The 26,518-nt window shown below is 61.0% G+C and carries 13 protein-coding genes and 10 pseudogenes; 22 read left to right on the top strand and 1 reads right to left on the bottom strand.

Annotated features, from left to right (window positions below; genetic code table 11):
* The 8 genes and pseudogenes from rsmH to murD all read left to right on the top strand — a co-directional run bounded on the left by rsmH (position 1) and on the right by murD (position 8,861).
* Positions 1-990 (top strand): annotated as a pseudogene (gene rsmH, locus B4968_RS12340) (16S rRNA (cytosine(1402)-N(4))-methyltransferase RsmH).
* Positions 987-1,349: pseudogene (ftsL, locus tag B4968_RS12335) on the top strand (cell division protein FtsL). Before rsmH ends, ftsL begins: the two co-directional pseudogenes overlap by 4 nt.
* Entirely contained in the window at positions 1,346-1,525 is a 180-nt protein-coding gene (locus B4968_RS24470) for a hypothetical protein (RefSeq protein WP_241525719.1), read from the top strand. The pseudogene ftsL and the gene B4968_RS24470 overlap by 4 nt, the downstream one beginning before the upstream one ends.
* Positions 1,526-1,543: 18 nt before the next feature.
* On the top strand, positions 1,544-3,130 hold the full coding sequence (locus tag B4968_RS12330) for a peptidoglycan D,D-transpeptidase FtsI family protein (protein WP_241525718.1): 1,587 nt from the start codon (positions 1,544-1,546) through the stop codon (positions 3,128-3,130).
* 46 nt (positions 3,131-3,176) lie between these two features.
* A pseudogene (locus tag B4968_RS12325) lies at positions 3,177-4,677 on the top strand (UDP-N-acetylmuramoyl-L-alanyl-D-glutamate--2,6-diaminopimelate ligase).
* Positions 4,674-6,106: pseudogene (locus B4968_RS12320) on the top strand (UDP-N-acetylmuramoyl-tripeptide--D-alanyl-D-alanine ligase). Before B4968_RS12325 ends, B4968_RS12320 begins: the two co-directional pseudogenes overlap by 4 nt.
* 36 nt (positions 6,107-6,142) lie before the next feature.
* Entirely contained in the window at positions 6,143-7,225 is a 1,083-nt protein-coding gene (gene mraY / locus B4968_RS12315; protein ID WP_083099385.1) for a phospho-N-acetylmuramoyl-pentapeptide-transferase, read from the top strand.
* Positions 7,226-7,463: 238 nt separating this feature from the next.
* Positions 7,464-8,861, top strand: a pseudogene (gene murD / locus B4968_RS12310) (UDP-N-acetylmuramoyl-L-alanine--D-glutamate ligase).
* Positions 8,862-8,967: 106 nt separating this feature from the next.
* Here murD and B4968_RS12305 read toward each other — a convergent pair.
* The gene (locus B4968_RS12305) at positions 8,968-10,149 is read right to left on the bottom strand and encodes a BaiN/RdsA family NAD(P)/FAD-dependent oxidoreductase (RefSeq protein ID WP_083099388.1); all 1,182 of its coding nucleotides are present in this window, start codon (positions 10,147-10,149) and stop codon (positions 8,968-8,970) included.
* A gap of 255 nt (positions 10,150-10,404) precedes the next feature.
* Here B4968_RS12305 and ftsW point away from each other — a divergent pair, with 255 nt between their 5' ends.
* The 14 genes and pseudogenes from ftsW to recN form a co-directional block, all read left to right on the top strand.
* Positions 10,405-11,574 (top strand): putative lipid II flippase FtsW, encoded by a 1,170-nt coding sequence (gene ftsW, locus B4968_RS12300; protein WP_083099383.1) that lies wholly within the window; start codon positions 10,405-10,407, stop codon positions 11,572-11,574.
* A 29-nt stretch (positions 11,575-11,603) separates the two neighbouring features.
* On the top strand, positions 11,604-12,695 hold the full coding sequence (locus B4968_RS12295; protein ID WP_083099382.1) for a UDP-N-acetylglucosamine--N-acetylmuramyl-(pentapeptide) pyrophosphoryl-undecaprenol N-acetylglucosamine transferase: 1,092 nt from the start codon (positions 11,604-11,606) through the stop codon (positions 12,693-12,695).
* A 2-nt stretch (positions 12,696-12,697) separates the two neighbouring features.
* Positions 12,698-14,110, top strand: coding sequence for a UDP-N-acetylmuramate--L-alanine ligase (murC, locus tag B4968_RS12290; protein WP_083099380.1), 1,413 nt, complete (start codon positions 12,698-12,700; stop codon positions 14,108-14,110).
* Positions 14,111-14,139: 29 nt separating this feature from the next.
* Positions 14,140-15,387 (top strand): APC family permease, encoded by a 1,248-nt coding sequence (locus tag B4968_RS12285; protein ID WP_083099379.1) that lies wholly within the window; start codon positions 14,140-14,142, stop codon positions 15,385-15,387.
* Positions 15,384-15,644 (top strand): DUF2484 family protein, encoded by a 261-nt coding sequence (locus B4968_RS12280; RefSeq protein WP_083099377.1) that lies wholly within the window; start codon positions 15,384-15,386, stop codon positions 15,642-15,644. The genes B4968_RS12285 and B4968_RS12280 overlap by 4 nt, the downstream gene beginning before the upstream one ends.
* Positions 15,641-15,910, top strand: coding sequence for a DUF2484 family protein (locus B4968_RS12275; protein WP_083099376.1), 270 nt, complete (start codon positions 15,641-15,643; stop codon positions 15,908-15,910). The genes B4968_RS12280 and B4968_RS12275 overlap by 4 nt, the downstream gene beginning before the upstream one ends.
* A gap of 135 nt (positions 15,911-16,045) precedes the next feature.
* Positions 16,046-16,978, top strand: coding sequence for a UDP-N-acetylmuramate dehydrogenase (gene murB / locus B4968_RS12270; protein ID WP_083099374.1), 933 nt, complete (start codon positions 16,046-16,048; stop codon positions 16,976-16,978).
* Between the two features lie 428 nt (positions 16,979-17,406).
* Positions 17,407-18,296: pseudogene (locus B4968_RS12265) on the top strand (D-alanine--D-alanine ligase).
* Positions 18,284-19,175: pseudogene (locus B4968_RS12260) on the top strand (cell division protein FtsQ/DivIB). The pseudogenes B4968_RS12265 and B4968_RS12260 overlap by 13 nt, the downstream one beginning before the upstream one ends.
* A 1-nt stretch (position 19,176) precedes the next feature.
* Complete coding sequence (gene ftsA, locus B4968_RS12255; RefSeq protein ID WP_083099372.1) at positions 19,177-20,511, top strand: cell division protein FtsA; 1,335 nt, start codon at positions 19,177-19,179, stop codon at positions 20,509-20,511.
* Between the two features lie 376 nt (positions 20,512-20,887).
* Positions 20,888-22,587: pseudogene (ftsZ, locus tag B4968_RS12250) on the top strand (cell division protein FtsZ).
* Between the two features lie 210 nt (positions 22,588-22,797).
* Positions 22,798-23,732, top strand: a pseudogene (gene lpxC / locus B4968_RS12245) (UDP-3-O-acyl-N-acetylglucosamine deacetylase).
* Positions 23,733-24,021: 289 nt separating this feature from the next.
* A pseudogene (locus B4968_RS12240) lies at positions 24,022-24,871 on the top strand (outer membrane protein assembly factor BamD).
* A 35-nt stretch (positions 24,872-24,906) separates the two neighbouring features.
* Positions 24,907-26,518: DNA repair protein RecN (gene recN / locus B4968_RS12235; protein ID WP_083099371.1), on the top strand; the 1,612-nt coding region annotated here is incomplete at its 3' end.

The raw sequence follows: 26,518 nt of genomic DNA, 5'->3' as shown, positions 1-26,518 counted from the left end.
ATGACAACGGACCGCAAACCGTCCTCTGGTCCCCATGTTCCGGTGCTGTTGCAACCGTTGCTCAAGGCTGTGGCCCCAGTTACGGGGCGCTGGCTGGATGGCACCTTTGGCGCAGGGGGCTATACCCGCGGGTTGCTGGAGGCTGGCGCTGATCAGGTAATCGGTGTTGACCGCGACCCGCTTGCCTTTGAGCTGGCTCAGCCCTGGGCCGCAGACTATGGCGACCGCCTGGTGCTGCAAGAGGGCGTCTTTTCCCGCATGGACGAATACGCGCAGGATCTGGATGGCGTGGTGCTGGACCTTGGGGTCTCCTCGATGCAGCTGGATCTGGCCGAACGTGGCTTTTCCTTTATGCGCGACGGGCCATTGGATATGCGCATGTCGCAGTCCGGCCCCACGGCGGCCGATCTGGTGGCTGAGCTGAGCGAAGTGCAGATCGCGGATATCCTGTTTCACTATGGGGAAGAGCGCGCCAGTCGCCGCATTGCCAAATCCATCGTCAAGGCGCGTGAGCTGGAGCCGATCACCACCACGCTGCAATTGGCCAAGCTGATTGAGGCCTGTCTGCCACGGGCAAAACATGGCAAGTCGCATCCCGCCACCCGCAGCTTTCAGGCGCTGCGCATCGCGGTGAATGCGGAATACGAGGAATTGTTCAAGGGTTTGCTGGCCGCCGAGCGCGCCCTGAAACCCGGCGGGCGCTGGCTGTTGTGACCTTTCACTCGGTCGAGGACCGCATGGTCAAACGGTTCTTTCAGCATCGCGCAGGCAAGACCGGTCGCGCCAATCGCTATGCGCCCGAACAAGAAGAGTTGGCGTCGCAGTTTGAGCTGGTCACCCGCAAGGCATGGGCCCGATGAGGATGAGCTGGCGGCCAATCCGCGCTCGCGCTCGGCCCGGTTGCGGGTGGGACGGCGCACCGACACGCCGCCGGTGCCAATCAGCGCCAAGGATCTGAGCATGCCGCAACTGAAAGAGGCGGGCAAATGAAGTCGCTACTCTATGTGGCCACGGCGCTGGCCGTGTTTGGTCTCGCCTTTTGGGCCTATCAGGAAAACTATGCGACCCAGCAGGTGCTGAAGGATACCCGTAACCTGCACGCAAAATCGGCGCCGCGCAGGTCCGGTTGAGCGTGCTGCGCGCTGAATGGGCCTATCTGAACCGTCCCGACCGTCTGATTGAGCTGGCAGAGTTGAATTTTGAGCGTCTTGGCCTGTTGCCCCTGCGCCCGGATCAGTTTGGTCGGGTGGATGAGGTCACATACCCGGTGCCGCCGCCACTGCAGATCAACCGAGGGCGTTGATGTTTCAGGCCTGAACGCAGGCACTACCGGAGAGCAGCGCCCATGATCCGCACGCCCCTGCGCCCACTGGCCCGCATTCTGGACGCCCGCGCCAAGGGGGAAACCCCCGATGCCATTGAAAAAGAGAACATCCGCCAGCGTCACGACGAGATCCAGATAAAGTCCCGCCAGCGCGCCGAGGGGCGTCTATTGGTGCTGGGGGTGTTTTTCCTCTGTGCCTAGGCGGGGGTTGCCGGGCGCATGGGCGTCATGGCGACCTCAGAGCCGCGCGAGCCGGTGGCCAGTGCGGCTGGCAGTGCCATTGCCATGCAGCGGGCCGATATCGTCGACCGGCAGGGGCGGATCCTCGCGACCAATTTCGAGACCCATTCGCCGTATGTGCAGCCGCCACAGCTGATTGACCCGCTGAATGCCGCCAACCGGCTGGTGGAAATCTTTCCGGATCTCGAACGCGACCGCCTGCTGGAAGATTTCACCGGTAAGCGCAAATTTGTCTGGATCCAAAAGAAGATCAGCCCTGAGCAAAAGCAGGCGGTGCATGATATTGGCGACCCGGGTCTGCTGTTTGGCCCGCGCGAGATGCGGCTCTACCCCAATGGCAGCGTTGCCGCCCATGTTCTGGGCGGGGCGGGGTTTGGCAAGGAAGGCGTCAATGCAGCCGAGGTGATCGGCGTGGCCGGCGTCGAAAAGCAGTTTGACAGCTACCTGCGCGATCCCGGCCGTGGCAGCAAGCCGCTGACGCTGTCGCTGGACCTCACGGTGCAGGCCGCAGCAGAGCGCGTGCTCGATGGCGGCATGAAGCTGATGAACGCCAAGGGCGCGACATCCATCCTGATGGATGTGCAGACGGGCGAGGTGATCTCGGTGGTCTCTCTGCCGGATTTTGACCCCAACGAGCGGCCTCGTCCTCCTGCATCAGGGTTTGACCCCTCGGTGAGCCCGCTGTTCAATCGCGCGGTGCAGGGCGTCTACGAGCTGGGCTCTACCTTCAAGATATTTACCGCCGCCCAGGCGATGGATCTTGGTCTGGTGAATGCCCATACGGTGATCGACACCCGTGGGCCGCTGCGCTGGGGCAAGTTCGCGATCAAGGATTTTCGTAACTACGGCAACGAGTTGTCTGTTACCAAGATTATCGTGAAATCCTCCAACATCGGCACGGCCCGTTTGGCGCAGCAAATCGGTGCCGAGCGTCAGCGCGACTTTTTGAACAATCTCGGCATGTTAGAGGCCACCCCGTTTGAGATCGTCGAGGCCCAGGGCGGCAAGCCCCTGTTGCCAAAAAACTGGTCCGAGCTGTCAGCCATGACGATTTCCTATGGCCACGGTATTTCCACCACGCCAATGCATCTCGCGGCTGGCTATGCGGCGATTGCCAATGGCGGGCGTTACGTTAGCCCCACGATTTTGAAACAGGATGGCCCCCAGCTGGGGCGTCGCATCATGTCCGAGGACGCGGCAAAAGAAGCCCGCCTGATGCTGCGCAAGGTTGTGACCGAAGGCACCGCCAGTTTTGCCCGGGTCCCCGGCTATCAGGTCGGTGGCAAGACCGGCACCGCAGATAAGCCAAAACCGCGTGGCGGCTACTATGAGGATAAGGTCATTGCCACCTTTGCCTCGATTTTTCCGGCCCATGATCCGAAATATGCGCTGGTGGTCACGCTGGATGAGCCTTCGATTATTGCCCATGGTGAAGAACGCCGCACGGCCGGCTGGACGGCCGTGCCGGTGGCTGCTGAGATGATTGGCCGTGTTGCACCCCTGCTGGGGCTGCGGCCACAAGTTGAACCCGCAGAGGTCATGGGTATAACCCTCACCTCAAACTGATTCCCGGGGGGAGATCCCGGGCGCTGATTTCTGGTGAGGGCCGCAGATGAACACCACCCCAAATGATGCCGACCTTTCCCGCCCGCTCAGTGAGCTGGGTCTGACGGCTCGGGGGGGCGCTGACCCCCTGATATCAGGACTGGCCGTTGACAGTCGCCGGGTGCGCGAGGGCATGCTGTTTGCCGCCCTTCCGGGCAGCCAGGTGCATGGGGCAAAATTCATTCCTGCCGCGCTGGAGCTGGGGGCCACGGCAATCCTGACCGATGCGGCGGGCGCAAAAATTGCCGCCAGGCCTCTGGAGGCCAGTCATGCCGCTGTGGTGATCGTTGAAGATCCCCGACAAGCGCCGGCCTATGCGGCCGCCCTTTGGTTTGGGGCGCAGCCCGCGACCATGGTGGCGGTCACCGGCACCAATGGCAAAACCTCCGTGGCGACCTTTGTGCGCCAGATCTGGTGTGAGTTGGGACATGCCGCCGTAAACCTGGGCACCACCGGTATTGAAGGCGCCTGGAGCCATCCGCTGGCCCATACCACGCCGGAACCAATCACCCTGCATGCAGCCCTTGCCGAGGCGGCGGCAGCAGGCGTCACCCACGCGGCGATGGAGGCCTCTTCGCATGGGTTGGATCAGTGCCGTCTGGACGGGGTGCAGCTGGCGGCGGCGGGGTTTACCAATTTCAGTCAGGATCATCTGGACTATCACGAGACATTTGAGGCCTATTTTGCCGCCAAGGCGGGATTGTTCCGCCGGGTCCTGCCGACAGAGGGCGTCGCTGTGATCAATATGAACGACCCGCGCGGCGCCGAGAATGCGCGCTGTGGCGGCGGCCCGTGGCCAGGAAGTGCTCAGCGTGGGGCGCGGGTTGGGCGATGTCTGCCTGACGGGGCAGCGCTATGATGATACCGGGCAGGATCTGCGGTTCACCTGGCACGACCGGCCCTTCCAGACGCGGCTGAACCTTATTGGCGGCTTTCAGGCGGAAAATGTCTTGCTGGCCTGCGGCTTGGTGATTGCCAGTGGCGAAGCACCAGAGGAGGTGTTTGCAACGCTGCCGCATCTCACCACCGTGCGCGGTCGCATGCAGCATGCGGCAACCCGGGACAATGGTGCCGCCGTTTTTGTCGATTTCGCCCATACCCCTGATGCGGTCTCCACCGCGCTCAGGGCGCTGCGGCCGCATGTTCTGGGGCGGCTCATCGCGATTGTTGGCGCCGGCGGGGATCGCGATGCGGTAAAACGCCCCCTGATGGGGCAGGCGGCGCAGGCCAATGCCGATGTGGTTATCGTGACGGATGACAATCCGCGCACAGAAGATCCCGCTTTGATCCGCGCTGCAGTCAAGGGCGGCGCCCCCGAGGCGTTTGAGGTTGGGGACCGCGCCGAGGCGATCCTGCGCGGCGTTGATATGCTGGGCACCGGAGACGTTTTGTTGATCTGCGGCAAGGGCCATGAGAGCGGTCAGATCGTGGGCACGGATGTTTTGCCCTTTGATGATGTGGAACAGGCCAGCCTTGCGGTGGCGATTTTGGACGGGAAATCAGTATGAGCGCGCTTTGGACTGCGGCAGAGGCGGCAACTGCAACGGGCGGTCAGGCCCATGGGGACTGGGAGGTCAGTGGCATTTCCATTGATACCCGCACGCTGCAAGCTGGAGATCTTTTTGTGGCCCTTAAGGCTGCGCGCGACGGCCATGACTTTGTGGCGCAGGCGCTGGCACAGGGGGCCGCAGCGGCCCTGGTGACCCATCGCCCGGAAGGTGTTGCTCCGGATGCGCCCTTGTTGGTTGTCGAGGACGTGCAGGCGGCACTTGAAGGGCTGGGGCAGGTGGCGCGGGCGCGCACGGGGGCGCGTGTGATTGCGGTCACCGGATCGGTTGGCAAGACCTCGACCAAGGAGATGCTGGCCTGCATGCTGGCGGATCAGGGGCGATGCCATGCGGCTGTCGCCAGCTATAACAATCACTGGGGCGTGCCGCTCACCCTGGCGCGGATGCCACGCGAGACAGAGTTCGCAGTGATCGAGATCGGCATGAACCACCCTGGCGAGATCGCCCCACTGGCGCGGCAGGCGCGGCCGCATGTGGCGCTGGTGACCACGGTGGCGGCGGTGCATCTGGAGGCCTTTGACGATGTGGCGGGCATTGCGCGCGAGAAGGCCGCAATCATGGAAGGGCTTGAGCCCGGCGGGAGTGCGGTTCTTAACGCTGATTCGCCGAGGCCTCTGTGCTGGCCGAGGTGGCGCAAAGGCTTGGGGTGTCCCAGGTCTGGTTTGGGGCTGACGCGGCGGAGTATAAATTGCTTGGCACGCAGATCCGCGGCGAGGAAACCCTGGCCGAGGTGCAGTGCGGACCCGCGCGCCTGCAGTTGCATATCCAGTCGCTGGGGGCGCATTTTGCCATGAACGCGCTTGGCGCATTGGCGGCCGTTGCTGCTGCGGGCGCGGATCCGCTGCGCGCAGCACAGGTTTTGTCCCTGTGGTCACCGGTCAAGGGCCGCGGCGCACGGGTCGAGGTCGCGCTGCCTGAGGGCGGCAAGCTGCTGGTCCTCGATGACAGCTACAATGCCAATCCAACCTCGATGGCCGCCGCCCTTGAGGTGCTGGCAGCCACGCCGCTGCCGGGGTCTCAGACAGGGTCTCTGTCGGGGACTCAGACTGGTTCGGGGCGTAAGATTGCCTATCTGGGCGACATGGCCGAGCTGGGGCCACAAGAGGTGGCTCTGCATGCGGGGCTGGCGGATCTGGCGGCGGTGAACGCGATTGATGAGATTCACTGCATTGGCCCCCTGATGGCGCATCTTCACAGCGCATTGCCAAAGGCGAAGCGTGGCAAAGCCTATGCAACTGCAGCGCAAGTGGTGCCGGATTTGGCGTCGCAACTGGCCTGTGGCGATATTGTGCTGGCCAAAGGCTCTTTGAGCGTCGGTCTGGCCAAGGTCGTTGACGGCATCCGGGAATTGGGTCATGGCAAGCGCTAATCTTGAAACATATCTAAAGGCGAGGATCGATCCGAGATGCTCTATTGGCTGACGGCCCTGTCGGATGGCGGCGATTTTTTCAACCTGTTCCGCTATATCACCTTCCGGGCTGGCGGCGCCTTTATGACCGCGCTGGTCTTTGGCTTTTTGTTCGGTAAACCGCTGATCAATGTGCTGCGCCGCAAGCAGGGCAAAGGCCAGCCGATCCGTGATGACGGCCCCGAGGGGCATTTTTCCAAAGCGGGCACGCCAACAATGGGCGGATTGCTGATTGTGGGCGCGCTTTTGACGGCGACGCTGATCTGGGCGCGACTGGATAACCCCTTTGTGTGGCTGGTTCTTTTTGTCACCATGTCCTTTGCGCTCATCGGTTTTGCCGATGAACACGCCAAGGTCTCAAAACAAAATACCGCCGGGGTTTCTGGCAAGGTGCGGCTGCTGTTGGGCATCCTGATCGCGGTGATTGCGGCCATCTGGGCCGGGGCCTATCACCCGGTGGCGCTGCAAAATCAGCTGGCTTTGCCAGTGTTCAAGGACACATTGATCAATCTGGGATATTTTTATGTCCCCTTTGTCATCTGCGTCATTGTGGGCTCGGCCAATGCGGTGAACCTGACCGATGGGCTGGATGGTTTGGCGATCATGCCGGTGATGATCGCGGCTGGCACCCTGGGTGTGATTGCCTATGCGGTGGGGCGGGTCGATTTCACCGAATATCTCGATGTGCACTATGTGCCTGGAACAGGGGAAATCCTGATCTTTGCCGCGGCGCTGTTTGGCAGCGGACTGGGCTTTTTGTGGTCTAATGCACCGCCTGCGGCCGGGTTTATGGGCGATACCGGATCGCTCGCCCTTGGGGGCGCACTGGGGGCGATTGCCGTTGTCACCAACCATGAGCTGGTCTGGGCCATCGTTGGCGGCTTGTTTGTGGTAGAAGCCCTGTCGGTCATCATTCAGGTGCTCTATTTCAAGCGTACCGGCAAGCGGGTGTTTTTGATGGCGCGGATCCATCATCACTATGAGAAAAAGGGCTGGGCAGAGCCGACAATCGTGATCCGGTTCTGGATCATCGCGCTGATCCTGGCGATGATTGGTCTGGCAACACTGAAAGTACGCTAAGCCCTGACTGCTGCGCATATTTTGGAACTGAATGACGGGTGAGACGGGGGCTTTAGCCCCCTTTTTGCGGCGCAACTGGCTGCAAGGCAGGGAGGGCTCCCGCCAATTTCGAGCGGCTGCGCCACTCTGGCAATTGTTGGGGGTGGCAGAGGCCTTGCGGCCTCTGTGCGCGCCCTTGCAAGTCTGGACACTGCGGTGCAGTGTTGGCGCTGAATTTTGATCAAATATGAGGTGGGCCATGATCCCGGTTCAAGGGTTTGAGGGTGCAGTGGTTGCCGTTTTGGGGTTGGGGCGATCCGGTCTTGCCACGGCGCGGGCCTTGCTGGAGGGCGGCGCCACTCCGGTGTGTTGGGATGACAATCCAGAGGCACGCGACACTGCAGAGGCGGAAGGGGTTGATCTGCGGGATCTGCGGCGGCAAGGGGCCTTTGATGATGTGGCCGTGCTGGTGACATCGCCTGGAATTCCGCATCTCTACCCCAGCCCGAACCCGGTGATCCGGGCGGCGCTTGAGGCTGGCGTGCCGGTGGACAATGATATCGGTTTGTTCTTTGCATCACTGCCAGCCCAGGGATGGGACATGCTGGATCAGCCGCCAAAGGTGGTGGCTGTCACCGGATCAAACGGCAAATCAACCACCGTCGCCCTGCTGCATAATATTCTTGACGCCGTTGGCCGTGACAGTCAGATGGCGGGCAATATTGGCCGCGGTGTGCTGGACATCGACCCGCCTGGCAACGCGGGCGTAGTGGTGCTTGAGCTCTCCAGCTATCAGACAGAGCTGGCGCGGGCGCTGACGCCGGATGTGGCGATCTTTACCAACCTTTCGCCGGACCATCTGGACCGTCACGCGGGGCTTGGGGGCTATTTCGCCGCCAAACGCCGCCTGTTTGCTGAGGGCGGTCCGGATCGGGCCATCATAGGCGTCGACGAGGATGAAGGTCAGTTTCTGGCGGGGCAGATGTCGCAGGCGGCAAGCGATGATCGGGTGATCAGGGTCTCGACAAAACGCAAACTGACGGGGCCGGGCTGGCAGATTTTTGCCCGCAAAGGCTTCCTCAGCGAATATCGCAAGGGGCGGCAGGTGGCCTCGATTGATCTGCGCCAGATGATGGGGCTGCCGGGAGAGCACAATCACCAGAACGCCTGTGCCGCCTATGCCGCCGCGCGGGTTTTGGGACTGGCACCACGGGTGATCGAAGCTGCGCTTGGCCAGCTATCCGGGGCTGCCGCATCGCAGCCAGACCGTGGCAGAGGCTGCAGGCATTCGCTATGTCAATGACAGCAAGGCCACCAATCTGGACAGCGCCGCCAAGGCCCTGAGCGCCTTTAAAAATATCCGCTGGATTTGCGGTGGTCTGGAAAAAGACGGCGGTCTGGAGGCGCTCAAAGGTCAGACCGGATCTGTGCGTAAGGCCTATGTGATTGGCCGCGAGGCCTCGGGGTTTGCCATGCAGCTGGATGTGGAAGCCGAGGTCTGTACCACGATGGAGGTGGCTGTTGCCCGGGCCATGGCCGAGGCCGAGGCGGGTGACGTGGTGCTGTTGGCGCCAGCCCTGCCAGTTTCGATCAGTATGACAATTTTGAGCAGCGCGGTGATGACTTTATTGCCGAAGTGGAAAAGGGCCTAGGTTAAAAACTGGGCTAAAGAGCCTAGGTTAAAGAACCTTGCTTTACGGGCCTAGCTTTACGGGCCTAGCTGAACGGGCCTGGGTTAAAAAAAACCCAGTTAAAGCGCGGGGCTAGCGGCTGGCGGCTATGGCGGTGCCCGCCGCATGGCCCGAGGCCCAGGCCCATTGAAAGTTGTAGCCACCCAGCCAACCGGTGACATCAACCGCCTCGCCAATGGCGAACAGGCCCGGTTGGGGCTTGGCCTGCATGGTTTTGGACGAGAGCGCATCGGTGTCGATGCCGCCCAGTGTGACCTCGGCGGTGCGATAGCCCTCGCCGCCCCCCGGGGTGAGCTTCCAGGTCTCAAACCCCGTGCATAGCGCCTGCAGCGCGGCATCGGACTGATCCGCAAGCCTGCCGGTGATTTCGAACTCTTTGGCAAGAAAATCCACCAGTCGCCCAGGCAGATGCCGCGACAGCTCTGTGGTGACGGCGCGCCGTCCCTGGGTCTGGCGCTGGTCGCGCAGCAGGGTAAACAGGTCCATCTCGGGGATCAGGTTGACGCTGATCTCTTCGCCCTCGTGCCAGTAGGACGACAGCTGCAGCACGCTGGGGCCCGAAAGGCCGCGATGGGTGAACAAAAGGGCTTCGTCAAAACTGGCGCGCGCATTGGACAGGCGCACGGGCAGGGCCGTGCCCGCCAGAGCGGTGAAACGCCCCTCGGGAAAGGTAAAGGGCACAAGGCCGGGGCGGGTCTCGATCAGGGCAAGGCCGAACTGGCGGGCAATATCATAGGCAAGACCGGTGGCGCCCATCTTGGGGATGCTCTTGCCGCCGGTGGCAAGCACCAGGTTCTTGCAGCGCACCTGCTGGGGTTTGCCGTCGCGCAGCAGGGTCAGGTGATACGTGTCCCCCTCATAGCGCACAGTCTCTACTGAGGTCTGCAGCCAAAGCTGTGCGCCGGCCTGCTGCAGCTCAGCCACCAGCATGGCGACGATCTGCTTGGCGGAGCCATCACAAAACAGCTGTCCCAGGGTTTTTTCGTGCCAGGCAATGCCGTAGCGGTCTACCAGCGAGATAAAGTCCCACTGGGTATACCGCGCCATGGCGGATTTGCAGAAATGCGGGTTCTGCGACAGGTAGTTCTCAGGGGTGGCGTCCAGATTGGTGAAATTGCAGCGCCCACCGCCAGAGATACGGATCTTTTCTCCGGGTGCTTTGGCGTGGTCCACCACAAGGCAGTCGCCACCGGCATGGGCGGCACACATCATGCCAGCCGCGCCAGCACCAAGAATCACAGTATGTACAAACATGCGCAGCATCGACCACGGATGACGCAGTGGCGCAAGGGGTGAGGCGGGCCCGTATCCACACAGGTATCCACGCTGGCATCCATACAGGCATCCACCCAGGCATCCACAAAGGGGCATCAACACAGGGAGGGCGAGGGGCGCGAAATCCTGCTGCAGGGCCATCAAGAGGCTGGCCTGATCGGGGGTTTCGGGCTACTCTGTGCGCAATGACCCCAAAATGGGGCTGATTTTGAGGCAAAGACTGGCGGTATTCCCATGACTGAGATGGTCTATGGCGCGGTTCCTGTTCCCACAGGTGAACCGATCCTTCCGAAATGGTGGCGGACCCTGGACAAGTGGTCCATTTCCTCCATCCTGATGCTGTTTGTATTGGGGCTGTTGCTGGGGCTTGCCGCCTCTGTGCCGCTGGCCGAACGCAACGGGTTTGACAATTTCCACTATGTACAACGGCAGGCCATCTTTGGCGTCACGGCGCTGACGGCCATGATCCTCACCTCGATGATGTCACCACAGCTGGTACGCCGTCTTGCGGTGCTTGGCTTTGCCTGTGCTTTTGTGGCGCTGGCGCTGCTGCCGGTGCTGGGCACCGATTTTGGCAAGGGCGCTGTGCGCTGGTACTCATTGGGGTTTGCCTCGTTGCAACCGTCAGAATTTCTAAAGCCCGGCTTTGTGGTGGTGGCGGCCTGGATGATCTCGTCCAGCCAGCAGATCAACGGCCCTCCCGGCACGCTGATTTCCTTTGGGATCTGTATGGCTGTGGTGATGATGCTGGTGCTGCAACCCGATTTTGGCCAGGCCTGTCTGATCCTGTTTGGCTGGGGCGTGATGTATTTTGTCGCCGGGGCGCCATTTCTTTTGCTGGTTGGCATGGCAGGTGTGGGGGTTTTGGGCGGCATTTTTGCCTATTCCAACTCGGAACTTTTTGCCCGCCGTATCGACGGGTTTTTGAACCCGGAAATCGACCCGACCACCCAGATGGGCTATGCCACCAATGCAATCCGCGAGGGCGGCTTGTTTGGCGTGGGGGTTGGTGAAGGCCAGGTGAAGTGGTCGTTGCCCGATGCCCATACCGATTTCATCGTGGCGGTCGCAGCCGAGGAATATGGGCTCATTCTGGTGCTGGTTCTGATCGGGCTTTACGCCATGGTGGTGGTGCGATCCTTGTTCCGGCTGATGCGCGAGCGCGATACCTTTATCCGCCTCGCGGGGACCGGTCTGGTCTGCATGTTTGGCGTGCAGGCGATGATCAACATGGGGGTTGCCGTGCGGCTTTTGCCGGCCAAGGGCATGACACTGCCCTTCGTGAGCTACGGCGGCTCTTCGCTGATTGCAGGCGGAATTGCGCTGGGCATGCTCTTGTCTTTCACCCGCTCTAGACCGCAGGGTGAGATCGCCGATTTCCTGCGGGGTCGCGGACGCGGCTAAACCGTCTCAAGCAAAGAAACGCGAGTGATATGACACAGAAACTGCTCTTGATGGCGGCCGGTGGCACCGGTGGACATATGTTCCCGGCCCAGGCTCTGGCCGAGGCGATGCTGCGCAAAGGCTGGCGGGTCAAGCTGTCGACCGATGCGCGCGGTGCGCGCTACACGGGCGCCTTTCCGCATAGCACAGAGATATCAGAGGTCTCATCCGCCACCTTTGCCCGGGGCGGCCTGCTGGCCAAGGCCATGGTGGCGCCAAAGATTGCGGCGGGCGTCATGTCGATGGCCTGGCAGATGCGGCGGGATCGCCCGGATGTGGTGATCGGCTTTGGCGGCTTCCCCTCTATTCCGGCGCTTGGTGCGGCGACATTGCTGGGGCTGCCGCGCATGATCCACGAACAAAACGGCGTGTTGGGGCGGGTCAACCAGCTCTTTGCCAAACGGGTTGGCACCGTCGCCTGCGGCACCTGGCCGACCGAGCTGCCGGAAGGGGTCGCTGGCATCCATGTGGGCAACCCGGTGCGCGGGGCTGTGCCGGAGCGCGCAGGCGCTGCCTTTATTGCGCCGGGGGACTACCCGATGTCCATTCTGGTGATGGGCGGCAGCCAGGGCGCGCGTATCCTGTCGGATGTGGTGCCCGCGGCCATCGCGGCCTTGCCGGACACCCTGCGTCAGTATCTGCGCGTGTCACATCAGGCCCGTGAAGAGGATATGGCGCGCGTCACTGAGTTCTACGACAGCCAAGGCATCGCGGCGGATGTGCAACCGTTCTTTCATGATGTGCCAGCCCGTATGTCCGAAGCACAGCTGGTGATTTCGCGCGCCGGGGCCTCCTCAATCGCAGATATCAGCGTGATTGGGCGGCCGTCGATCCTGGTGCCGCTGGCGGCCGCCATCCGCGATGAACAGACCGCCAACGCGCGCGGTCTGGTCGACGCCAACGCGGCGGTGCTGCTGCCCGAAAGCAAGCTTGACGTGGCGACGCTCTCAGGGCAAATCGCCATGATACTAAATAACCCGCAGGCCGCGTTGCAGATGTCGCTTGCTGCATTGCATGTCGGTGTTCCAGATGCCACCGACCGTTTGCTGGCTCTGGTTGAGCAGACGGCCGAGGAAGGATAATTATGACCCCTGCAACCAAACTGCCCGGTGACGTCGGCCCCATTCATTTTGTCGGCATTGGCGGCATCGGCATGTCCGGCATCGCCGAGGTGCTGCTTAATATGGGCTATGTGGTGCCGGGCTCTGATCTGAAGAGCTCAAAGATCACCCAGCGGCTGGAAACGCTGGGCGCTTTGGTCTTTGTCGGCCAGCAGGCGGAGAACCTTGCCGAGGCCGAGGTGGTGGTGATTTCCTCGGCGATCAAAGCGGGCAATCCCGAACTGGACGAGGCGCGCCGTCGCGGCCTGCCCGTGGTGCGCCGGGCCGAGATGCTGGCAGAGCTCATGCGGCTGAAATCCAACATTGCCATTGGCGGCACCCATGGTAAGACCACCACCACCACCATGATAGCCGGGCTGATGGTCGCGGGTAAATTTGACCCAACGGTTGTCAACGGCGGCATCATTCACGCCTATGGCTCTAACGCGCGCATGGGGCAGGGCGACTGGATGGTGGTTGAGGCCGACGAGAGCGACGGCACCTTTAACCGGCTGCCTGCCACCATTGCCGTGGTCACCAATATCGACCCCGAACATATGGAACACTGGGGTGACTTTGACCGGCTGCGCGATGGCTTCTATGAGTTCGTCTCGAACATTCCCTTTTATGGTGTTGCGGTCTGTTGCACCGATCATGCCGAGGTACAGGCGTTGGTGGGGCGCATTACGGACCGCCGCGTTGTCACCTATGGCTTTAACGCGCAGGCCGATGTGCGCGCCACCAACCTGACTTATAAGGCGGGTGTGGCGCATTTTGACATTCATCTGCAGTCCGAGGATCGAGTGATCGAAGGCTGCAGTCTGCCGATGCCCGGAGATCACAACGTCTCTAATGCCCTGTCAGCGGTGGCTGTGGCGCGTCATCTGGGCATGAACGGGCATGAAATTCGCGAAGCCCTTGCCAATTTTGGCGGCGTCAATCGTCGCTTTACCAAGGTGGGTGAGGTCAAGGGCGTCACCATTATCGACGACTACGGCCATCACCCGGTTGAGATCGCAGCCGTGCTGAAAGCGGCGCGTCAGGCCATTGCCGACACCCCCGGAGCCCGGGTGATCGCGGTGCATCAGCCGCATCGTTACTCGCGCCTCTCGGCCCTGTTTGACGATTTCTGTGCCTGTTTCAACGAGGCAGATGTGGTCGCCATCGCCGAGGTGTTTTCCGCCGGCGAAGACCCCATTCCTGGTGCGAGCCGGGATGATTTGGGGGCGGGGCTGATCCGGCATGGGCACCGCCACTCCCGGGCCCTGTTGAATGAGGATGATCTTGAGCGCCTGGTGCGCGAGCAGGCGCGTGCGGGTGACATGGGGGTTTGCCTTGGGGCCGGCACCATCAGTACCTGGGCCAATGGTCTGCCCGAGCGGCTTAGCCAGGTGTGAGAAACCGATATGATTAGAGGAATGTAGTCATGAGCCAGCCCCTGAAGCGCCGCATTGGATTGGGGCTTTTGACCGCTTATGGCATCGGTGTCATGGTGGGGGCCGGGATTTATGTTCTGGTGGGCGCCGTGGCGGCACAGGCCGGTGTTCTGGCGCCTTTTTCCTTTTTGCTGGCGGGGCTGATTGCAGCACCCACGGCGCTGTCCTATGCGGGATTTTCCACCCGTCTGCCCGAAGCCGCCGGAGAGGGCGCCTATGTGGGGCAGGGGTTCAACTCGCAGTCCCTGGCGATCATCGTCGGTCTTGCGGTGGTTCTGGCCGGGACCATCTCGGCAGGTGCGGTACTGCGTGGGGGGGCGGGCTATTTCTCTGCCGCCACCGGAGTGAACGCTCAAATTGTCATTCTGGGCATGGGGCTGGCCCTGATACTGGTTGCCATCCTCGGCGTGCTTGAGAGCTTTGCGCTGGTGGCGGTTTTTACCGTGATAGAGCTCGTTGGTCTGGGGCTGGTGATATGGGCTGGATTTTCCGCCGAGGCCAGCGCCGATTGGGCGACTGCCGCGCCGCTCCTGGACACGCTTAGCGCGCCTGGTCTGAATTCGGGTCTGAATTCTGGTCTGAACACAGGGCTGATGGCAGGGGTCGCCTTTGGCGCGGTTCTGGCCTTTTTTGCCTTCATCGGGTTTGAAGACATCGTCAACATGGCCGAAGAAGTGCACGAGCCGACCCGCATTCTGCCGCGCGCGATCATTATCTCTCTGGCGGTGACCTCGGTGATCTATGCGCTGGTCTGCTGGGCGACTGTGCGGGCGGTGCCGCTAGATGTATTGGCGCAGTCCGAAAGCCCTCTGGCCCTGGTCTGGCAAAAAAGCCAGGGCGGCAATGCGCATTTTCTCTCCTCAATTGCTGTGTTTGCGGCCCTCAATGGCGTGCTGGCCCAGATCGTTATGGCCTCGCGGGTGCTCTACGGACTTGGGGCAAGAAGCGCCGGGCTGGCGGTGTTTCGTCAGGCTCATCCGCGCTTTGGCACGCCGGTGCGCGCCACGGTGTTGATTGGCAGCGCGGTTCTGGTCGCCGCCTTCTTGCTGCCGGTGGCCCAGTTGGCGGAATTGACCTCTGCGACGCTGCTTTCGGTCTTTGTGATGGTGAATCTGGCCTTGATCCTGCAAAAACGCCGCCAGCCCGAAGCACTGTTTCAGGTGCCGATGGCTGTTCCTGTACTGGGGCTTGTGCTGGCGCTTGCCGCACTTTCCACCGCCCTTGGCGGCATGCTATGAGCCTTATTGCCGCGATCCTCTGGGTGTTTGCCACCACGGGCGTGGCCATGCTGCCTGTTGAGCGCCACTATGTTCCTGGTCGGATCCTGCTGTGTCTCGCGCCGTTTTTACTGGTGTGGCTGGGGATTGAGCTCGGCTGGGGCGCTGTTGCCTTTGGCCTGTTTGCGGTGGTCTCCATGTACCGGCGACCGATCAGGTATTATTGGGCCAAGTTCCGCGCGCCCCGTGAGACGCTGATAGAGGATACGCAGGAATGACACTTTCGCTGACACTGGCTGCGGTCTGGGCTTTGGTTGCCAATTTTCTGGCGGTGTTGCCGAGCAAGGATCATCACTGGCGGCGGGCCTATTTTCTGATCATTACCGGCATTCCGCTATTGGGCTATGTGGTCTATCAGAACGGGCCATGGTGGGGATTGGGCGTGCTCTGCGCTGCCATGAGCGTATTGCGCTGGCCGGTTATATATCTGATCCGCTGGTTTGGTTTTGGGCGCATAAAAGATCACCGCCGCCACAAAGACTGAGAAGCCTCACCTATCTGGGGCGAGGCCAGGCCATGCCGCCAGTGGGGCGTTGTCTTTGTGCATATATACGGGCTAAAGGCTGACAAGGAATTCGAATGCGGCCTGTGCCGGGCCGGGACGAGGGAGTGTCAGGGCATGAATATCGACGGTATCCGAGGCAAACTGACGGCGAACCGGAGCTTAGCAGAGCTTACCTGGCTGCGGGTTGGCGGGGCTGCCGACTATTTGTTTCAGCCTGCGGATGTCGCAGATCTGCAGCACCTGCTGGCGCAACTGCCTGCGCAGACCGAGGTTTTCCCCATGGGCGTAGGCTCTAACCTGATCGTGCGCGATGGTGGGCTGCGGGCTGTGGTGATCCGCCTGGGGCGGGGGTTTAACAGCATTGAGATCGCGGGTGATCTGGTGACTGCCGGGGCGGCAGCGCTGGATGCACATGTGGCCAGGCGCGCAGCGGATGCCGGGCTGGATCTGACCTTTTTGCGCACCATTCCGGGTAGTGTCGGCGGGGCTGTGCGGATGAATGCCGGCTGCTATGGCAGCTATATTGCAGATGTCTTCGTGTCGGCGCAGATCGTCACCCGCGACGGTGTGCTGCGCGAAGTCACCGCAGATGAGCTGAAATTTGCCTATCGTCAGACCGCGTTTCCTGAGGGCGCGGTTCTGGTCTCTGCCACGCTGCGCGCACCGGCGGCAAACACGACGATACTGCATGAACGCATGGCAGAGCAGCTGAAAAAGCGCGATGAAAGCCAGCCAACCAAAGAGCGCTCGGCAGGCTCAACCTTTCGCAATCCTGCGGGGTTTTCCTCGACGGGGCGGGCGGATGATGTGCAGGATCTGAAGGCCTGGAAGGTCATTGACGACGCCGGTCTGCGCGGAGCCAGCATAGGTGGCGCGCAGATGAGCGAGAAGCACTCTAACTTTATGATCAACACCGGTGGCGCATCTGCCGCAGATCTTGAAACATTGGGTGAAGATGTCAGAAAAAAGGTTTACGCCAATTCCGGCATAACGCTAGAGTGGGAAATCAAGAGGGTCGGAGAGCCCCTGTTCGAGCAATCAAAATAACACCGTGACATCCTGAAACTCATAGGTTTTTCAAACCATTGCGATATTCTGAGGGTGTTGTCAGGTGTTTGACTGTTGTAACAGGCTGGCAGGACAGATCTTTAACATGGTAAAGGCAGCGTTAATAAGCCGGTAAGACTTGTGGCGCTATGATGGCGCAGGGATGCCAGTCAGGACTGGGGTCTTGTCAGGGCCGGTGCCACGCCAGAGCTGCGAAATACGCTCTCCAGCAGCCCAGGCAGCTGCTTGACGGGCAGGTGGGGTCATATTGTATGATCCTGTCGAAAAATCAGGGGTGTTAACTCCGGTCAAAAACGGGCAACGACCCGATGAATATGCGGGCCATTTTCCGGCTCCAATAACCAAGGGCGAAAAGCCCGACAATTTTGAGGCGCTATCGTGGGTGAGTCGAGCAGAACACTCCGAAAGTGGCGGTACTATTGGGCGGGCCCTCGGCAGAACGCGAGGGCTCTTTGTCCAGTGGGCGTGAATGCGCAGCCGCACTACGGGGTGAGGGTATGACGTAACAGAGCTGGACGCGGGTCCGGACCTCTATGCGCAGCTTGCAGAGTGCAAACCGGATGTCGTCTTCAACGCCCTGCATGGCCGCTGGGGTGAGGACGGCTGCGTTCAGGGACTGCTGGAGTGGATGGGGATGCCCTACACCCATTCAGGTGTTCTGGCGTCAGCCCTGGCGATGGACAAGCAGCGCAGCAAAATGGTGTTTCAGCAGGCTGGGCTGCCGATCGCGCCCAGCGGGCTGTTTGCCAGGGACGCCGTGATGGCAGCGCATGTCATGGCACCGCCCTATGTGGTCAAGCCCAACAACGAAGGCTCCAGCGTCGGTATCTATCTGGTTCATGAGGCGGCCAATGGTCCGCCTCAGCTGTCGCCCGATATGCCGGACGAGGTTCTGGTGGAGGCCTTTGCCCCGGGCCGTGAGCTCAGCGTTTCCGTGCTGGGGGATCGTGCGCTTGAGGTCACCGATATCCTGACGGAGGGCTGGTATGACTATGACGCAAAATACAAACCCGGTGGCTCACGCCACGTGATCCCGGCCGATCTGCCACGAGATATTCGCGCCCTCTGCCTTGAATATGCGCTGCGGGCGCATCAGGCGCTTGGCTGTCGCGGTCTTAGCCGGACCGATATTCGCTGGGATGAAACCAAAGGCCCCGAGGGGCTGATCCTGCTTGAGACCAACAACCAGCCGGGCATGACCCCCACCTCGCTGGCGCCGGAACAGGCGGCCCATTGTGGTCTTTCTTTTGGGGCGCTCTGTGCTGCTTTGGTCGAGGATGCATCATGCGGGCGCTAAAGGCACGGATCCTGCGCCGGTCCGCACAGGCCGACCCGGCGCCTTCGCGCCTGAAATACCGGCTGCAGCGCTGGATGCTGACCCCGGGCATTCGCTTTGGGCTCAAGTTCGGCGTGCCGCTGTGCCTGGCTGTTGCGGCGGCTGGCGCCGTTCTTGCGGATGCCGGACGGCGGGACATGGTGCAGGAGGCCATGAGTTCCATCCGCGCCTCGATCGAAGAGCGTCCGGAGTTCATGGTCAATGTTATGGCCATTGATGGCGCCGGTGCCAGCGTCGCACAAGACGTGCGCGAAGTGCTGCCGCTGGATTTCCCGGTGAGCTCTTTTGATCTGGACCTGGCGCAGATCCGCACCCAGATCGAGGCGCTTGATCCGGTGAAATCCGCCGATGTGCGTATTCGTCCCGGCGGGATTTTGCAGATCGACCTGGAAGAGCGCGTGCCTGCTCTGATCTGGCGCAATTACGAAGGCCTGGCCTTGCTGGACGAAACCGGCGCGCATGTCGCCGAGCTGGGACGGCGGGCGATGAACCCCGAATTGCCGCTGATTGCTGGCCGCTCAGCCAACCTCATGGCCGATGAGGCGCTGCAGCTGATAGCTACGGCGCGGCCTCTTGGCAGCCGTCTTCGCGGTTTGGTGCGCATCGGCGAGCGCCGTTGGGATGTGGTGCTGGACCGGGGGCAACGCATTATGTTGCCTGCGATCAAGCCTATTCCGGCCCTGGAGCGGGTTGATTGTGGTGAGTGAAGTACAGGATCTGCTGGAGCGCGATGTCGCGGTGGTGGATATGCGGATTGCGGCGCGGCCGACAGTCCGAATGACGGAGAATGCAGTGGAAAACTGGTGGCGGATCAGAGAATTGAACGAGGGTGGATTGTAAGATGACGGATCTTTATCAGTCCCAGCGCGCGATGCGGCAAATGCGTCGTCAGGCGATGCAACGGGGGGTGGTGGCCATTCTGGACATCGGCAGCTCAAAGATAGCCTGCCTGGTTCTGCGGTTTGATGGCACCGGACGTCTGAGCGCAGACAACTCTATCGGCTCACTTGCCGGGCAGTCGGGCTTCCGGGTCATTGGTGCCGCCACCACCCGTTCCCGCGGGGTGCAATTTGGCGAAATCGCCGCCATGGAAGAGGCCGAACGCGCCGTGCGCACCGCCGTTCAGGCGGCGCGAAAGATGGCTGGGGTGCGGGTCGACCATGTGATTGCCAGCTTCTCTGGCGCCAATCCGCGCTCTTATGGACTGGACGCCAAGCTGGAGCTGGAAGGCCAGGAGGTCTCTGAGTCCGAGATCGCGCAGGTTTTAGCCGCCTGTGAGGTGCCTGAATATGGCGCCGGGCGCGAGGTGCTGCATGCGCAGCCGGTGAATTTTGCCCTCGACAACCGGTCGGGTCTTGAGGATCCGCGCGGCCAGCTGGGGCAGACCCTGGCGGTGGATATGCATATGCTGACGGTGGATACCGGAACGGTGCAAAATCTGGTGCGCTGCATTCAGCGCTGTGATCTGGAACTGGCGGGGATTGCCTCGTCGGCCTATGCCTTGGGCTATGCCGCACTGGTTGAGGATGAACAGGAACTGGGCGCGGCCTGTATTGACATGGGGGGCGGCTCGACCTCGATTTCGGTCTTTATGAAAAAGCACATGATCTATGCGGATGCGGTCCGCATGGGGGGCGACCACATTACTAGCGATATCTCGATGGGGCTGGGTGTGCCGATGGCCAATGCCGAACGCATCAAGACCTTTTGCGGTGGCGTGCATGCAACCGGCGTTGATGATCGTGACATGATTGATATCGGCGGTGATACCGGTGGCTGGGGACATGATCGTCGCACCGTGAGCCGGGCCGAGCTGATTGGCATCATGCGGCCGCGGGTTGAGGAAATTCTCGAAGAGGTGGGCACCCGGCTTGACGCTGCCGGTTTTGAATACCTGCCGAGCCAGCAAATTGTCCTGACGGGCGGCTCCAGCCAGATCCTCGGGCTGGACGGTCTGGCCACGCGCATTCTTGGACAACAGGTGCGCCTGGGTCGACCCCTGCGTGTGCACGGCTTGCCGCAATCGGCCACAGGTCCGGGCTTTGCCGCTGCAGTTGGCCTTAGCCTGTTTGCCGCCCATCCGCAGGATGAATGGTGGGATTTTGAAACCCCGGTTGACCGGAACCATGGGCGCTCGCTCAGTCGTGCTGTGCGCTGGTTTAGGGATAATTGGTAACAGCTCTGAAAAATATCCCCAGCCTGTGGAAGAAACCTTAGGTGATTTGGGTGACAGGGCTGATAAAACAGGGTAATAAAGATTTAATAGTCACAAAAAGTGACACCAGTATGCCGAGCAGTGGGCAACAATAATAAGTAGACTATGTGACCTTCGGCTTTTTGCCGGAGCCTGTGTTCTTTTGTGTTGTGCTACCCATTGTTCTACCAGATCTGCTGGGATGAGCGAAATTCTGCGGGCTTGCCCATAGGAATGGGCCACATTTTGTGGCGTATTTCGTTTTTTAGGATGACGAGACTCCGCCATCACGGTAAGATTGAGGCGGAAAACACAGGAATAGCCCTTGCGGGAGGGCTGAAATACAGGCGGAAAGAGCATGACATTGAACCTTTCGATGCCCGGGCAGGAAGAACTGGCCCCTAAGATCACCGTGTTCGGTGTCGGTGGCGCCGGTGGCAACGCGGTCAACAATATGATCGCAAAGAGCTGGAAGGCGTCGACTTTGTCGTGGCCAATACCGATGCTCAGGCCCTGCAGCAAAACGCGGCAACCAGCCGTATTCAACTGGGTGTGAAAGTCACCGAAGGTCTTGGCGCCGGGGCGCGTCCATCCGTTGGCTCTGCCTCAGCTGAAGAAAGCATTGAGCAGATCGTTGACCATCTGGCTGGCGCGCACATGTGCTTTATTACCGCCGGTATGGGCGGTGGCACCGGAACCGGTGCGGCTCCGATTATTGCCCAGGCGGCACGCGAACTTGGCGTGCTGACAGTTGGCGTCGTGACCAAGCCCTTCCAGTTTGAGGGCCACAAGCGGATGCGTCAGGCCGAGGAGGGTGTCGAAGCCCTGCAAAAGGTCGTTGATACGCTTATCATCATTCCAAACCAGAACCTGTTCCGTCTGGCCAATGAAAAGACCACCTTCACCGAGGCCTTCTCGATGGCGGATGACGTGCTGTATCAGGGCGTCAAGGGTGTGACCGATCTGATGGTCCGTCCGGGCCTGATCAACCTCGATTTTGCCGATGTGCGCGCCGTGATGGACGAGATGGGCAAGGCGATGATGGGCACAGGTGAGGCCGAGGGCGAAGATCGCGCGGTTCAGGCGGCTGAAAAAGCCATCGCCAACCCCTTGCTCGACGAAATCAGCCTGCGTGGGGCCAAGGGTGTTCTAATCAATATCACCGGCGCCCATGACCTGACCTTGTTTGAGCTGGACGAGGCCGCCAACCGGATCCGTGAAGAAGTGGATCCAGAGGCGAATATCATTGTTGGCTCGACCCTGGATACCGCCATGGAAGGCAAGATGCGCGTTTCTGTGGTTGCGACCGGTATCGACGCCACCGAAGTCATGACTGAAATCCCGGTGCCGCGCCGTCCGATGTCGGCTCCGTTGAAAAAAGCCGTCAGTGTTGAGCAGGCGCGTCCGGCCCCGCTGGAATTGCATGCTCCTGTCGCGCAGCCAGAGGTTGCGGAGGCTGTTGCAGTCACTGCCGCCGCTCCAGCAGCGCAGGAACCTTCGCTGTTTGAAGGTCTCGATGCGCAGCAAGGTGCAGTCCACGACCAGGTCGATGAGGTCTTTGAGGATATCGAGGATATGGGCAGCGATGGCTTGCCACAGCCGGCCTATCAGCCGCAGGTTCCGGCGTTCCAGCCGCAGGTCGATGTGGCGGATGGTCCTCCGGAAGCATCGTTTGTCGCACCAAAGGCACCAGCCCCCGGAACACCCTCTGCGGATGCTATCGTGCGTCTTCAGGCCGCAGCAGCGCGGGCTCAGGGACAGCAGTCTTTGGCGCAGCCACAGCAGCAGCGCCCTGTTGCCTCTGCACCGGGTGGCCAGCAGTCTGAGCCTCAGTCCGAGCAACGTCGCTTTGGTCTGAACTCGCTGATCCACCGGATGACAGGCAGTGCTGCCGAAGCGCAGGCGGCAGCCAAGCCGCAGCCGGTCCGCCAGCAGCCTCCGGTCCAGCAGCAGGCCGTGGCGCCACAGCCGCAACCGCAGCCAGTTCAGCAACAACAGGCCGAAGAAGAGCAGGATCGTATCGAAATTCCGGCTTTCCTGCGCCGCCAAGCAAATTAATCTTTCACTAATAAAGATTAAGAGGTCGCCTTCGGGCGGCCTTTTTTCGTTTTATAACAGTATTTTACCCTTGTCTCAGCAGTGTTTTGCCGATCTGTTACAGGGATGTTTCAATCCGTTACAAAGATTGAGTTGTGGCTTTTTTGTGAACTCCTTACCTGTCTTGGCAACACGGCGCATGACGTCGGACATGGTGATCAGGAGCACAAGGTGCAAAATACGCTTAAAGCATCAGTGGCATTTGAAGGGGTCGGACTGCATTCAGGTCAAATGGCGCGGCTGGTGATCAACCCGGCTGCGGCGGGGCACGGCATCGTTTTCTAACGCACAGACAATGCTTTGGGCAACACGCTTGTTCCCGCCTTGTGGGACCATGTGGAGCGCACGGCGCTTTGCACCCGACTGGCAATGCTGCTGGTGCTTCGGTTTCAACGGTTGAACATGTGATGGCGGCGCTGGCTGGCTGCGGTATCCACAATGCGCTGGTTGAGCTTGATGGCCCCGAAGTTCCGATCCTTGATGGCTCTTCGGCGCAGTTCGTTCGCGGTATTATGGGGCAGGGCATTCACCGTCTTGGGACACCAGTTTCGGCCATTGAAGTGCTGAAACCTGTGACTGTAACCAAGGACGGTGCCACGGCAACGCTGCTGCCTTGTGATCGCCTTATGATTGAATTTCATATCGACTTTGATGAGCAGGCCATTGGCCGCCAAAGCCGGGTTCTGGACCTGCGCAACGGGGCGTTTGTACGTGAGCTCTGTGACAGCCGCACCTTTTGCCGCCGCGTTGATGTCGAAACAATGCAGGCCAATGGTCTGGCTCTGGGCGGTGTTCCTGGAGAAAACGCTGTTGTCTTTGATGGCGCCCGGATCGAAAGCGGCGAAGGGCTGCGTCATTCTGATGAGCCCGTCCGCCATAAGATGCTGGACGCGCTGGGAGATCTGGCGTTGGCGGGTGGCCCGCTTTTGGGGCGCTACGTCGGCGACCGGGCTGGTCATGCGCTGACCAACACCTTGCTGCGCGAACTCTTTGCGACACCAGGTGCCGTGCGCCGGGTGGATTGTGACATGGCGATGACAGCGCGTCTGCCGGGACAGGGTCTTGTCTGGTCGGAAATTCCCAGCAACAGCCGCCGCGTCGCCTGATCTGGCAGCGCCTGTGCTGGCATAGCCTCTTTTACAGTGACGTTAGTTTGCGCACCTCCTGGTATGGTGACGCTCAAGCCCCGTTGTCGCGGGGCTATTTGCGTATTGGGGGCAGAGCTTTGCCTGCGGCGTGGCGTCTTAGGCTTGCCAGACTTGACCATCCTGAACAAACTCTGCCAAGTGGGGGCGAAGTGGGTGAAAGGCGTTTTGCACGCCGGATGAATGTGCTAAACGGGGCAGAACCCGGGGCATGACACCCGGAAGTCAGTGACGGTGAGGTTTAGGCATAATGATCGGCATCAAGACAGGGGCCAAATTCATCGGTGCGGCTCTTTTGATGGCAGCACTCTCTGGATGTGGCGGAGATGGTGGCGCCGCGGAACAGACCGTGCCGCTGGAAAGCTTTACGCCGCAGCAGATTTTTGAGCGTGGCGAATTTGAACTGGCCCGCAGCCGTACCAAGGATGCTGCCTTTTATTTTTCCGAGATTGAACGGCTTTATCCCTATTCCGAATATGCCAAACAGGCCCTGATCATGCAGGCCTTTGGCCAATCATCAGGCCAAAAACTACGAAGGCAGCCGGGGGGCTGCGCAGCGCTATATCGATTTCTACCCAACCGACGAAGATGCGGCGTATGCGCAGTATCTGCTGGCGCTCAGCTATTATGACCAGATCGACGAGGTTGGCCGCGACCAGGGCCTGACCTTCCAGGCACTGCAGTCCCTGCGCACGGTGATCGAAGTCTATCCCGACAGTGAATATGCCACCTCTGCCATCCTGAAATTTGACCTGGCCTTTGATCACCTCGCGGGCAAGGAGATGGAGATTGGCCGCTATTACCTGCGGCGTGGCCACTATACCTCGGCGATTAGCCGGTTCCGGGTTGTGGTCGAGGATTTCCAGACCACCAGCCACACAGCCGAGGCCCTGCACCGACTTGTTGAGGCCTATCTGTCCCTGGGTCTCACCCAGGAGGCGCAGACGGCGGGGGCCATTCTTGGCCACAACTATCAGTCCACCGATTGGTACGAGGATAGCTATAAGTTGCTGACATCTCAGGGGCTCAAGCTCAAGGATCGCGGCAACAACTGGCTGAGCCAGATTTATCGTCAATCCATCAAAGGGCGCTGGCTGTAACGGCCTTACGACCGAACGGGGCGACGGGACCGGCCATGCTACGCGCACTTGATATCCGCGATCTTTTGATCATCGACCACCTCGAGCTGGCCTTCCAGCCCGGCCTGAATGTGCTGACCGGTGAGACCGGGGCAGGCAAATCCATCCTGTTGGATTCGCTTGGCTTTGTGCTGGGCTGGCGGGGGCGCGCGGAACTTGTGCGTCAGGGGGCTGCCCAGGGCGAGGTGATTGCTGAATTTGATCTGGCCCCGGGCCATGCGGCGCATAACATTCTCGAAGAGGCAGGCCGGCCCGGTGGCGAAGAGCTGGTGCTGCGCCGCGTCAACACCGCCGAGGGCCGCAAAACCGCCTGGGTCAATGACCGGCGCTGTTCCGGTGAGGTGCTGCGGCGCCTGTCCGAAACACTGGTCGAGCTGCACGGCCAACATGACGATCGCGGATTGCTGAACCCGCGTGGGCACCGGGCGTTGCTGGATAGTTTTGCCTCTGTTTCTGCGGTGCTGGATCAGACGCGCCTCGCCTGGAGTACGATGGCCAAGGCGCGTAAAACGGTGCAGGCGACCCAGGAGGCTCTGGACGCTGTGCGGGCCGAAGAAGAATTCCTGCGTCACGCGGTGGCCGAGCTGGACAAGCTTGGCCCTGAAGCGGGCGAAGACGAAGCCCTGGACCTGCGCCGCCGCCAGATGCAGCAGGCAGAACGGATCCGCGGCGATATCGCGCGGGCGCACAGTTTGCTGAGCGAGGGGGCAGAGGCCGCCTTGGGGGAGGCCCAGCGTTGGCTTGAAGGGGTTGAAGGCGCTGATGAGACGGGGCTTACTGCCCCTCTCAGCGCTGTGAATCGCGCGATGATCGAGTTGGGAGATGCCCAGGACGGGGGGGAACGGGTGCTGGAAGGGCTCGATTTCACCCCAAGCGATCTGGAAGACTGCGAGGCCCGCCTGTTTGAAATCCGCGCTCTGGCCCGTAAATATGCAGTGTTGCCGGATGCGCTGGCGTCGCATGCGGATGTGTTGCGCGGCAAACTGGCTGCACTGGATGCGGGGGATCGTGATCTCGCGGATCAGCAAGCGGCCCTGACGCGGGCCGAGGCTGCCTATCAGACCTCGGCTGATCGTCTGAGTGCCGCCCGGCATGACAATGCCCAGGCGCTGGATCAGGCTGTGATGGCAGAGCTGGCGCCGCTGAAAATGGAACGGGCGGTTTTCAAAACCCTTGTTGAGCCCGGCGAGCCCGGCCCTGAGGGCTATGATAGCGTTGCCTTTACTGTCGCGACCAACCCGGGTGCGCCGTCAGGCCCCTTGAATAAAATTGCCTCTGGCGGTGAACTCAGCCGCTTTTTGCTGGCGCTAAAGGTCTGCCTGCGCGGCGATGATCAAAGCAAGACGCTGATTTTTGATGAGATCGACCGGGGCGTTGGTGGTGCCACAGCTGATGCGGTGGGGCGTCGCCTCAAGTCACTTGCAGCCACCGGGCAGGTTCTTGTGGTCACCCATTCGCCGCAGGTTGCAGCCCAGGGCGGCCACCACTGGCGGGTACAAAAACGTGTCGCTGACGGGATTACCCTGTCCGAAGTGGTGCCGCTGAATGAGAGCGAACGGGTTGATGAGATTGCGCGGATGGTTTCTGGTGATACCATCACCCAGGAAG

Origin of the sequence: Pseudophaeobacter leonis (assembly GCF_002087335.1) — a bacterium.
Classification (GTDB): domain Bacteria; phylum Pseudomonadota; class Alphaproteobacteria; order Rhodobacterales; family Rhodobacteraceae; genus Pseudophaeobacter; species Pseudophaeobacter leonis.
This window is presented reverse-complemented; position numbering and strand designations above follow the sequence as displayed.